At 44.5% G+C, this 12000-nt stretch carries 10 protein-coding genes; 7 read left to right on the top strand and 3 right to left on the bottom strand.

The features are described from left to right. The first annotated feature begins 7 nt into the window (after window positions 1–7). From AB4323_RS20915 to AB4323_RS20900, 4 genes are all read left to right on the top strand, one after another. Complete coding sequence (locus AB4323_RS20915; protein WP_016785024.1) at window positions 8–478, top strand: hypothetical protein; 471 nt, start codon at window positions 8–10, stop codon at window positions 476–478. Window positions 479–503: 25 nt separating this feature from the next. Next, window positions 504–1430, top strand: coding sequence for a tripartite tricarboxylate transporter substrate binding protein (locus AB4323_RS20910; protein ID WP_010438355.1), 927 nt, complete (start codon window positions 504–506; stop codon window positions 1428–1430). Between the two features lie 88 nt (window positions 1431–1518). Next, a complete protein-coding gene (locus AB4323_RS20905) occupies window positions 1519–1980 on the top strand; it encodes a tripartite tricarboxylate transporter TctB family protein (protein ID WP_372106156.1) in 462 nt (153 codons plus the stop codon). Between the two features lie 8 nt (window positions 1981–1988). Then, window positions 1989–3491 carry a tripartite tricarboxylate transporter permease gene (locus tag AB4323_RS20900; protein WP_372106155.1) on the top strand — a complete coding sequence of 501 codons (1503 nt, stop codon included), beginning with the start codon at window positions 1989–1991 and terminating at the stop codon, window positions 3489–3491. Window positions 3492–3701: 210 nt separating this feature from the next. Here AB4323_RS20900 and AB4323_RS20895 read toward each other — a convergent pair whose 3' ends face one another. The 3 genes from AB4323_RS20895 to AB4323_RS20885 all read right to left on the bottom strand — a co-directional run bounded on the left by AB4323_RS20895 (window position 3702) and on the right by AB4323_RS20885 (window position 9298). Next, complete coding sequence (locus AB4323_RS20895) at window positions 3702–4418, bottom strand: FadR/GntR family transcriptional regulator (protein WP_010438348.1); 717 nt, start codon at window positions 4416–4418, stop codon at window positions 3702–3704. A 525-nt stretch (window positions 4419–4943) separates the two neighbouring features. Next, window positions 4944–7097 (bottom strand): heparinase II/III family protein, encoded by a 2154-nt coding sequence (locus AB4323_RS20890; protein ID WP_372153267.1) that lies wholly within the window; start codon window positions 7095–7097, stop codon window positions 4944–4946. Between the two features lie 2 nt (window positions 7098–7099). After that, window positions 7100–9298, bottom strand: coding sequence for a heparinase II/III family protein (locus tag AB4323_RS20885; RefSeq protein WP_372153265.1), 2199 nt, complete (start codon window positions 9296–9298; stop codon window positions 7100–7102). Between the two features lie 333 nt (window positions 9299–9631). On the opposite strand from AB4323_RS20885, the gene AB4323_RS20880 reads away from it, so the two are divergent. From AB4323_RS20880 to AB4323_RS20870, 3 genes are all read left to right on the top strand, one after another. Continuing rightward, window positions 9632–9967 (top strand): cupin domain-containing protein, encoded by a 336-nt coding sequence (locus AB4323_RS20880; RefSeq protein WP_009846518.1) that lies wholly within the window; start codon window positions 9632–9634, stop codon window positions 9965–9967. 34 nt (window positions 9968–10001) lie between these two features. Then, window positions 10002–10934 (top strand): sugar kinase, encoded by a 933-nt coding sequence (locus AB4323_RS20875; protein WP_017061485.1) that lies wholly within the window; start codon window positions 10002–10004, stop codon window positions 10932–10934. 73 nt (window positions 10935–11007) lie between these two features. Continuing rightward, complete coding sequence (locus AB4323_RS20870) at window positions 11008–11634, top strand: bifunctional 4-hydroxy-2-oxoglutarate aldolase/2-dehydro-3-deoxy-phosphogluconate aldolase (protein ID WP_017069898.1); 627 nt, start codon at window positions 11008–11010, stop codon at window positions 11632–11634. Window positions 11635–12000 lie beyond the last annotated feature (366 nt).

The following is a 12000-nucleotide window of genomic DNA, read 5'->3' as shown; positions in this document are numbered from 1 at the left end:
ATGTGGAATGCGATCAATGAAAGATATCACTCAAGACGCTATCGATATCGTTAAACCCTCTATCGACAAGCTGTTTGAAAGAACGAATAGAAAAGAACTGCATATTGTCGTTATGAATCCACACCTCAAGCCTTGGGAAGCCTCTTTTGAAGACGCCATTCTATATGAAGAGTCGTTAGGAGCTCCTGACAACTGGACAATCAAGTTTGATCACCTTGCCCGTAAGAAAGCACAACAAGCGTGGCGAGAATCGACAAGCAATCTAACACTGCACTCCCAACACCCATCTTCACTACGTGACGAAGACTTACTGTTTTATGGTTCGTTTGTTTACGGAAACGTGGTTGTTGCCTGCAGTGGTGTACAACAATGGTATGACATGCTGATCAGTGGCTGGATAGCGGTAGCTATTGAACAGTTAGCAATGCACGAATACCAAACAGAAAAAGCAGAAAACCCTACAAAAACATATCGCTAATAATTAGAAACAGAAGGTACTTATTATGAGTAAACTATTAAAATCCATTATGCTAGCAGCCGGTATACTTGTTTCTGCAACGTCAATTGCAGCTGACTATCCAAGCAAAAACATTCGCTTAGTTGTGCCATTTGGCGCGGGCGGCGGCACCGATGCCGTTGGTCGTACTCTTGCAAATAGCGCGAAAGACATTCTTGGGCAAAATATTTCAATCATGAACCGTACTGGTGGCGCAGGCGCAGTTGGGATGAGCTTTGGTGCTCAGCAGCGTGCGGATGGTTACACATTAACAGTAGTAACACGTGAAATCGCTTCACTTCCTCAAATGGGTTTGATGCGTCATACCGCTGACGACTTTAAACTCATTCGTTTAGTTAACTTAGATCCTGCGGTCGTATTGGTTGCAGCAGATAGCCCATACAACACGATTAACGACCTGATTAAGGAAGCCAAAGAAAAACCAGGCAGCGTAAAATTCGCTTCAACCGCTGCGCCAAACTTCTACCTAATGTCTCTTGAAAAAGATCAAGGCATTAAATTAAACGCTATCCCTTACAACGGTGCATCAGAAGCAATTCCTGCTGTACTAGGCCATCACACAGACGTCACTATGGTTACTCCTGGTGAAGCTATCGCTCAACTTCGTTCAGGCCAACTAAAAGCATTAGGTGTCATGTCTGAAGAACGTATTCAGTACATTCCAGATGTTCCTACTTTGAAAGAGCAAGGCATTGATGTAGTAACAGGTACATGGCGCGGTATTGGTGCTCCAAAAGATACACCTGATGCAGTAATCGAAAAGTTGGGGGCTGCATTTGATGAAGCAATGGCAAGTGAAGAGTTCAAAACTTTCATGGCGAAAGGTGCAATGACGATTCACAATCTTGATGACAAAGCCTTCACTGAGTTTGTTGCAGAAGATACAAAATCATTGACTCAATTAATTCAATAACCTTTGTTCAGAGGCACAGCTTTTATCAGTTGTGCCTCTGTTACTAGTTTGTACCTTTCCCTTGCTTTACTTTTTAGGGGTAAACTCCATGTCTAACTCTCACTCTTACTTAAACCGAAACGTCGTTTTCCCTTCTATCATCATTATCCTTAGCGCAATCGCGTTCGCGCTGATCACTCAATTTGATCGTCCGATGTACCAAGATGCAAGTGTCGATGCAAAATTCTTCCCGATGGTGATTGTGATTGCCCAAATTGCTATCTGTATTGTTCTCATCGTTCAACACAAATTAAAAGGTGCCTCTGAACAACAAGAAGTGATGATAAGCAAGATGTCGATTTTCGGCGTTGCTTTTCTTATTGGCTACGCATTACTCATCAGTGTAGTTGGCTACCTTTATGCTAGTTTGATTGCATTTATGTTCTACCTCGTTTACTTCAAAGTGAAGAAGCCAATCTATTACGTTGTCGCCGTTGTCTTTGTGTTCGCGGTTTACTATCTATTTGGCGAGGTGTTCTACATCGCGCTTCCTGAAGCAACGTGGTCTTAGGAGGTCATATGTTTGAATATCTAATCGATGGTCTCGCAACTGCAGTTAGCTTTGCAGTGCTTCCTGTCCTTGTTTTTGGCGTACTGGGCGGCGTTATTTTAGGCGCACTACCCGGACTTACAGCGACAATGGGCGTGGCAATTCTCCTTCCATTTACCTTTGGCATGGAACCGACTTCAGCCCTTGTGATGTTAATTGGTGTATACATTGGTGGGATTTACGGTGGCTCAATTGCCGCAATTTTACTTAAAACCCCAGGAACACCGGCTTCTGCAGCAAGTGTACTCGACGGTCACACTATGGCTGTTAGAGGACAAGCAGCAAGAGCATTAAGTATTTCTGCTGTTGCATCATTTATTGGCGGGCTGTTAAGTACTATCGTCCTCATCGCGATTGCGCCTAAATTAGCGACCTTTGCACTGCGTTTTAATGCGCCAGAATATTTTGCACTCGCTCTGTTTGGTTTAACGATTATTGCGAGTGTTTCTTCGAACAACATTTTTAAAGGGTTACTTGCGGGAACCATTGGATTATTGGTTTCAACTGTTGGACTCGACCCAATCAGCAGTGTGCCAAGATTTACTTTTGACATCATGGATCTTTACAGCGGAATCAATGTCATCCCTGTCTTAATTGGTTTATTCGCTCTATCTGAGGCATTAAACCAACTAGAGAAGCTGTTCTCTGAAAAGAAAGTCGTTGCACCGAAATTTGACCACAAACTATTAAGTAAAAGTGATCTCAAAGAAATGCTACCAACGGCCATAAAAAGTGGTTTGATGGGAACAACTATCGGCTCGGTACCGGGTGCTGGTGCTGATATATCTGCATTTGTTTGTTACAACGAAGCAAAACGTTCGTCTAAGAACCCAGAAGAGTTTGGTAAAGGCTCGGTTCGTGGCCTTGCAGCCGCTGAATCTGGAAACAACGGCGTAACGGGTGGCTCGCTAGTTCCGTTATTAACACTAGGTGTTCCTGGAGATGCCGTGGCAGCGGTTCTTCTTGGTGCACTTATAGTACAAGGACTCACACCAGGCCCACTGCTATTCGCCCAAAACCCCGAAGTGGTTTATGGCGTGTTCAGCTCAATGTTGGTCGCTAACCTTGTGATGTTAGTGATTGGTTTAATGGGTATTCGCTTCTTCTGTCGAATCATTGAAGTACCGAAGATCATCATGATTCCAATCATTGTCTTCCTTTCAATTGTCGGCGCTTACGCAATTAACAACTCGATGTTTGATGTGGGTATTGCAATCGGTTTCGGTCTACTTGGCTTTATCTTAACTAAACTGGATATCCCTTCTTCACCGATTCTGCTTGCGATCATCTTAGGGCCAATGGCAGAAACAAACCTTAGAAAATCACTGCTGATGTACGATGGCAGTTGGTCTTTCCTTTATGAGCGTCCTATTGCTCTCGCGTTTATCGTGTTAGCTGTATTCTCGGTTTATTCAACGTTAAAAATGAAGAAAAAGCAGAAACAAAAGCAAACTTACGAACATCATGATTAGCCGCTTGTTTAAGCTAGAATATTGAAACAACTCAAAGCCAGAGACAACAGTCTCTGGCTTTTTTCATACATGAAAGCAGCCAATTTTCGTAAACGGTAGACAACAAAAAAGGTATGCACTTGGCATACCCTTTTAAGTCGTTTATCCGAGCGTAATGCTGTTCATCTCTATATGAGGTGACTCATCTACCTACGCTCTAGATTATTTCTATTACGCCGTCGCCAGACGGTGGTTGGCATCTTGCAAGTGTGCAGCAGACACAACTCGTGCCTTATCACTATCACCAGCCATGATTGCTTCATAGATTCTACGGTGTTCATTGATACACGTGCTTCCTTCTTCAGAAGAGTGCACGATGAAGTTCACGAACATCGTAGTCAAGATATTGCCGAATGGCAGGTAGAAGTCATTACCTGTCGCATTAAAGATCAAGCTATGAAAACGAGTATCAATATCTGTCCAACGCTCTTGATCAAATACTTCAGCCTCATCCACTTCTACCATTTTTTGGAAGATTTCTGAAAGTTCAATGCGTTGTTCAGCCGTTGCAAATTTAGCCGCCAGTGCGCACGCTTCAGGTTCAATCGCACGGCGAAGGCCTAAAAACTGAGAACAGAATTGATCTATGTCGGTTAGACCATCCATCCATTCAATCAGCTGAGGATCAAGAAAGTTCCAATATGCGCGGTCGACTACACGAGTACCGATTTTCGGGCGGGACTCTAACAAACCTTTAGAAGTTAATAGTTTAACTGCTTCACGTAGTGCCGTTCGGCTAATACCAAACTGTTCACATAACGCCATTTCACCAGGAATAATAGAACCTTGCGGCAGATCGCCAGACAAGATTCCACGAGCGATTTCACGCGCTACTTGCACGTGCAGGCTACGCTTCGAGCCCGAAATTGAATTAAAAGTGCTAACCATAAGTTCACTTATTTTATATGTTATGTTTATGTATTATTTAAGGATTACTATAACAGTATTTCAACCTACAGCCAATTGAGTAAAATCCAAACGAATCACAACCTGCAAATTTTTATAATCAGAGATTTAAAAAACATCCTGTGAGAAACGTTATCTTAAATCACTCATAAATCCGTACTCAAAACTAACCCTCTTTGTATCGGTATGAAAACCACCAGCACAGCCTCGAAAAACCATGGGAAAAAGGTACACCTTTAGAAGCGCAATTCATTAACCGCCAGAGATTATTAAATGAGATCCCCTTCCCAAATTACATCAGCCTCTGTCCTACACGCATAAAAAAACCGAGCAACTCACAACGAGTTACTCGGTTTGACTTATTTCCGATATTCTTTGTCATCGACATTAATTTCGTTCAGTTACTTAGATGCGAACACCCTTACAATCGAACATGATATGGCGCTTCGTTCCCGCAAAGCACCACATCAGCACACACCATCGTTAAACGGTATGTGTGTTGATCATTTACAGTTGAGCGAATGACCCTTCCCACGAGTATGTCTCACCCGCGAACTCAACAGCGTGAGTTGCTTGCTGCGTGTCTTCAGCTTGGTTTGAAATACCGTAGTGGTAAGTGTTACCAGAAGTAGTCTGAATGCGAACAACAGTCCCGACACTGTTATGGCCCACAACAGATACTGATTTAACCAGACCACGAGCGCCTACAGAGGCTTCGATAGACTCGTTAAAGTAACCATGCGTTTCTAGTACAGAAGCAAACACGTGGTTTTGACCAGACTGACGTAAGATAAGCGCAGGCTCACTCTTAAGGTTGAAGTCTGGATCGTTAGCACCAGTGCGAGCAAAAATCACTTCGCTGCCCGCATTCGCGCTGGTTACTAGGCTGTAGTAACTGCTGTCATGTAGCCAGCTTACTAGAGAGCCCTCTTCGTTCACTTTGCCTGAAGCAACGTTCCATAAATGTTGGTAACCGTTGTCTTCACCTAATGGCTTAAGCGTTGTTTCCATGTTGTAATCGAAGTCAGTGCGAATGATTTGACCCGAGTGGTGAACGGGTAAGTCGTACTGGTGCTCAGCGTCAGCTTCGATGCGGTACACATCAATTACTAGCGGTTTTTCGAACTCAGGTAGTTCAGCAAGAATCACGCTGCGTTGCATGTCTACGCCAGTGTAGTACTCAGAAATTGTGCCGCTCATACCTTGTAGCGACTGGTCGTCTGCTACGAAGAAGTGCTTCTGACCAAACTTAGACTCAGCCAATGCTGTGTTGAAGTTGTTCTGCGTTTTCTGATCAACCGTTACTGTGTTGTGAGCAACCGTCTGCTTACAGTAAGACTTGTTCTCCGGGATGTAACGACCGCCAAACTTAGGCTCAACGTTTACCCAACGACCGAAGCCGTAATCGTGCAGCACTTCGTGGCCACGGTTGAATACGCTTAGGTGCAAGCCATCGTAGTGACCATGGTCTAGCGCAGAATGGTACTGGTGGTCTGAACCGTGCTGACCAAACCAGATCAACGCCATTGTGTCGTCGTCTTGCACATCACGGTGACGAAGGATGCTTACGCCGCCTTTTTCGCCTTCAGGCCCGTCTGTTACAAACAGGCTACCCCAGTTGAATGGTTTGATGTCGTCTGCTGCATCAACCGCATCAGACAGTGTTTTACCAGAAGCATGAACCCAAACATTTTTTTGGTGATCAGCCATACCAAGCAGAGTTTCAGTCTGCTCGTAACGGTGGTAACACACAGACGTCGCCATGATAACCCCTTCATCGTTGATAGAAATCGTCTTCGATGAATCGTTCAGAGCAGGCAATGTGCCGTCTGGGAATGCAGTTTTGAATACTGAGTAAGACGTTGTCTTGATCACTGAATCGTTAAATTCGTAAATACCGATTTCTGGCTGACGACGTTCAATCGCTTCTGCGAACAGGTAGATTGGACGCAGAGAGAAACGGTGATAGTAAGGACCTTCCATGTAGTAGCCGTCTGGCGAGAACAGTTGGTCAAGTTGCGCTAGGAAACCGCCGCTTACTTTGTCCAATTTCAGGCCGTAAAGTGCTTTATCTACAGACTCTTGATCGTTGATCGCGTAACCACAGATACCTACCGCCGCCACTGCCCATAAGCCGTGGTTGTGTACGATATCGAAGTCGTGTGCGTAAGTAACAACGAACATTTCGATCATTTGCTTCAGAAGATCGTCTTCGATAAGACGCTTCTGCTCTTCAGAGATAGTGTGGTAAATGCAGCTGTACGCACAAGAAGCGTAAAGCATCCACATGTTCTCGTTCAACGTTTGGTGGAACAGCTTACCCGGAGGGTTAGTGTCACGGCTTACGTTGCTTTCCAATGTTGGGTATACCGTCGCGTACGCAGTTAGCATATCAACGATGTAATCACGGTACTTTGTTTCCTCTGTGATCAGGAACAAACGACCCGCTAGATCCATATGGATGTAGTTTTGCTTGTGACGATTGTGCTCGTAACCGCCACCTTCACCGTGACCTGGTACTTCGATGCCAACTTCTGCCATGTACGCGTCAGTTTGTTTAATGTCGCGAGTCAGTGCGTTACCTAAAAGGCTATCCTTGCCAAGTTCTTTACGAAGCTCTGCTGCTTCATCAAAGTTAAGTAAAAGTGGTTGATAGCTCATTATTATTTCCCCTGCTCTGCTCTGCTTGCTAATTCTGGGTTTAAAGTTGTTTCTACTGAGTAGAAGCCTGTCCAGCTGTATACTTTGCCGTTCAGCTCTACTTTGTGTTCAGTGCTGTCAGTCGCGCCAAGTTGGTTGCTGATCATCACTGTCACGTTTGATTTCTCTGTGGTGATCTCAACTACCGAACCGATATTGGTGTGAGCCACTACTTTGATGTCTTTCACAACACCACGTGCATTGACTGATTGCTCGAACTCTTCGTTGAAGTAACCGTGCGTTTCAAGAACAGAAGCGAACAGTGTTGTTTCGCCCTTGCTACGTAGAATGAAAGCAGGCTCTGAGCGTAGGTTGAAGCTTGGGTCGTTAGCGCCAGTGCGAGTAAAGATAACTTCAGCATTGTCGTTAGACGTTGCACCTAGCCACGTGTAGTAGGTGTTGTTCTGTAGCCAGCTTACCAGTGCTGTGCCCTTCACTTCACCGCTTGCCACGTTCCATAGGTGTTGGTAACCGAAGTCTTCACCTAGCGTGTTCAGCTCTTTGTTTGCTTGGTATTCAAAGCTAGTGCGAACAATCTGACCTTGATATTGGTGTGAGTAGTCGTACTGATGCTCACCTTCACCGCCTTTCTCAGAATCTAAACGGTAAAGATCTAATAGTAGCGGAGATTCTAATTCTTCAAGGTTTAGCATGAACACGCTGCGTTGCATGTCAAAACCTTCGTAATGATCGTTAGCAAATGCGCTCATGCCATTGATTTGCTCATCTTCTACTTTGAAGAAGTGTGGCAAGCCGTGTACTGCATCTGCACGTTCAACGTCAAAGTTGTTCTGACATTTTTCATCAATCGTTACTGCGTTATGTGCAATTGTTTGACGAGCGTAAGATTTGTTTTCGTCTAGGTAACGGCCGCCGAATTTAGGCTCAACGTTCACCCAACGACAGAAGCCGTATTCACGCAGTACTTCTTGACCACGGTTGAAGAAAGAAATACCCAGCGTATCAAAGTTACCGTGACCCATGCCGTGTTGGCCGTAGTTCATCACTAACTGAGAAACGTCGCCTTTCTTATCCTGCATACGGATAAAGCCTTGCGCGCCGTTGTGACCTTGAGGGCCTTCGTTCAATTCAACACTTGGCCAGAAAGGCATGCCGATTTCTTGCTCAGCAGACGCCGCTTCATAAGCTTTAGATAGCTCAAGACCACATGGGTGCATCCAAACTGCGTCTTGAATCTTCGCCATACCAAGAATGTTTTGGTCAACGCCGTTTTCAGATGAGTAATGTTTGCTGTAAACGCTCACTGCAACCTGAACACCCATGTCTGTAATACCCATTGTGCGAGATGCATCGTTCAGAGCTGGGAATTCGCCGTTCGGGTAAGCCGTCGCAAGCATCGCTTGTACTGTGTTACCAATCACGCCGCCTTTGTAGTTGTAGATATCCACTTCAGGCATATGACGGTGAATCACTTCAGCGAACACACACGTTGGACGAATCGCATAACGGTGGTAGTAAGGACCTTCCATGTAGTAGCCAGACGGTGCAAACAGCTGAGAAACTTGCGCTAGGAAGCCGCCAGTGTCGTTACGGTCAATGCCGTACACCGACATTTCAAGGTACTCACGCTTGCCAAGAGCAAGACCACAAATACCGACAGCGGCTACAGCCCAAATACCGTGGTTGTGAATTCGGTCGAAGTCGTGTGCGTATTTAACTGTGAACATTTCTAGCATTGGTTCGAAAATACGAGACTCAATATTGTCGCGTTGTTCTTGTGTCAGGGTTGAAGCAACACAAGAGTAAGCTAAGCTTGAGAACATTAACCAGCAGTGTTCGTTCAGGATTTGGTGGAACAAACGACCTGTAGGGTTAGTGTTTTTCTGTACGTGGTAATCAAACGTTAGGTATTTGTCTGCGTACTCTTCTAGTAATTCAGTAACAAAGTCAGCGTATTTTTGCTCTTTAGTGATCAAGAACATGCGACCAGCTAGATTCATGTACGTGTAATTTTGCTTATGGCGGTTATGTTCGTAACCCCCAGCTTCACCATGACCTGGGACATCAATAGGTAAACGCATGAATGCTTCTAGATCTTTCGCGTTCGCTGCAATGGTTTTGCCCATTAAGCTAGAACGGCCCACTTCAAGATGAAGCTGCTCGATTTCTGCTTCAGTCAACAATACTGGTTTAGTCGTCATATTCTTTGTCACCCTCAATAAAGAGTTTATCTGCTTAAACTTTGATTAAATTTTCAAACTCCATATAAAGTAATACAATATGAGCTTTAATTATACCTATTCGTCGCTAAATGATGAGTAGAGTCACATAATTAGCCATAAGTCATTGATGTAGCTGGCTAATGGTAAATATTAGCCATTTATTAAGTTGTTGATTTATTTACGCTATATAAAGTATCGCTTGATCGATATCACACAAATTTAGATATATTGTATTACAATTAGGCTCATTCCCTTATGATGGATGCAAGTTAAGTAACACTTAAAAGATTTAAACAGATTAGGAGATACACAATGAACTCTTTCTTTATCCTAGATGAAAACCCATGGGAAGAACTTGGTGGCGGCATTAAGCGTAAAATCGTTGCTTACACTGACGATCTAATGGCAGTACACCTATGTTTTGATAAGGGCGCGATTGGCCACCCTCATACTCACGAAATCCATGACCAAATCGGTTACGTAGTTCGTGGTAGCTTCGAAGCTGAGATTGAAGGCGAAAAGAAAGTCCTTAAAGAAGGCGATGCTTACTTCGCTCGTAAACACATGATGCACGGTGCAGTTGCACTAGAGCAAGACAGCATCCTTCTTGATATCTTCAACCCTGCGCGTGAAGATTTCCTAAAATAATAAACAGCGCAACCTCAGTTGCTAAGGTAAGCATATGAAATCATTAAACATCGCGGTCATTGGCGAGTGCATGGTTGAGCTACAAAAGAAACAAGACGGGCTTAAGCAAAGTTTCGGTGGCGATACACTAAATACTGCACTTTACTTGTCTCGCTTAACAAAAGAGCAAGATATCAACACGAGCTACGTAACAGCGCTAGGCACTGACCCATTCAGTACCGACATGTTAGAAAAGTGGCAAGCGGAAGGTATCGACACTAGCTTAATTGCTCAGCTTGATCACAAACAACCAGGGCTTTACTACATCGAGACCGATGAAACTGGTGAACGCAGTTTCCACTACTGGCGTAATGATGCTGCAGCAAAGTTCATGTTTGACCAGGAAGACACGCCTGCTCTACTTGATAAGTTATTCTCTTTTGATGCGGTTTACCTAAGTGGTATTACGCTTGCTATCTTGACAGAGAATGGACGCACGCAGCTATTCAACTTCTTAGACAAATTTAAAGCGCAAGGCGGCCAAGTATTCTTCGACAATAACTTCCGTCCAAAACTTTGGGAAAGTCAACAAGAAGCGATTTCTTGGTACTTGAAGATGCTTAAGTACACTGACACGGCTCTACTGACGTTCGATGACGAGCAAGAGTTGTACGGCGACGAAAGCATTGAACAGTGTATTGCACGTACGTCTGAATCTGGTGTGAAAGAGATCATCATTAAACGTGGTGCTAAAGACTGCTTAGTAGTTGAAAGCCAAAGCGCTCAGTACGTTGCTCCAAACCCAGTAGACAACATTGTTGATACTACAGCGGCTGGCGACTCGTTCAGCGCGGGCTTCCTAGCTAAGCGCTTAAGCGGTGGCAATGCACGTGATGCAGCGTTAGCAGGTCATATTGTGGCAGGGACTGTGATTCAGCATCCAGGTGCTATCATTCCTCTAGAAGCGACGCCTGATCTGTCTCTATAATTACGCACTTTAACTATTAATCAAGGGTTTGCTTAGTTGAAAGCAAGCCCACATTTAACGTGAGAAAGAATTCATGACGACATTAAATGAACAACTAGCAAACCTAAAAGTAATTCCTGTAATCGCTATCAACCGTGCTGAAGACGCTATCCCTCTAGGTAAAGCACTTGTTGAAAACGGCATGCCATGTGCAGAAATCACGCTACGTACAGAATGTGCAATCGAAGCGATTCGCATCATGCGTAAAGAATTCCCAGACATGCTAATTGGTTCAGGTACTGTACTGACTAACGAGCAAGTTGACGCATCTATCGAAGCTGGCGTTGATTTCATCGTAAGCCCAGGTTTCAACCCGCGCACTGTTCAATACTGTATCGATAAAGGCGTTGCAATCGTACCGGGTGTTAACAACCCAAGCCTAGTTGAACAAGCAATGGAAATGGGCCTTCGCACGTTGAAGTTCTTCCCTGCTGAGCCTTCTGGCGGTACTGGTATGCTTAAAGCACTAACAGCGGTTTACCCTGTTAAATTTATGCCTACTGGTGGCGTAAGCTTGAAGAATGTTGATGAATACCTATCGATCCCTTCTGTACTTGCGTGTGGCGGTACTTGGATGGTTCCAACTAACCTTATCGACGAAGGTAAGTGGGACGAACTAGGCAAGCTGGTTCGTGACGCAGTTGATCACGTTAACGCTTAATCTATTTTAGATTGAGTGATGAAGCCTCACCTCGGTGGGGCTTTTTGTTATCTGGCGTTTATTGCGCTGACTAACCGTAAAACACGCTCAATCAACATTATGTTTCCCCCACACCTTATCGCCTTTCTCTCTATGGGCTCGTCCAGCTCCGCGACTAAGACAGGCAATAACAAGTAATGTAAGCTTTCAATCGACTTCAGCACGCATCTAACGAAGCGTTACTGGTGCCCCCTATCGCCTATCCAGCTTCTTATCCAGCCCCTTACCCAGCAATGTTCCTTTTCGATACGTCATCAAACATCTCTCGTGGCATCTAATGAAGGTCACAATAGACAAAGTGCACCGCAAAATGTGTCCCGTCCGTCC

It is taken from the genome of Vibrio sp. 10N.261.52.C11, assembly GCF_041471405.1.
Classification (GTDB): Bacteria; Pseudomonadota; Gammaproteobacteria; order Enterobacterales; family Vibrionaceae; genus Vibrio; species Vibrio crassostreae_C.
Note: the sequence above shows the minus strand (reverse complement) of the source record. Positions and strands in the feature narration are given on the sequence as shown.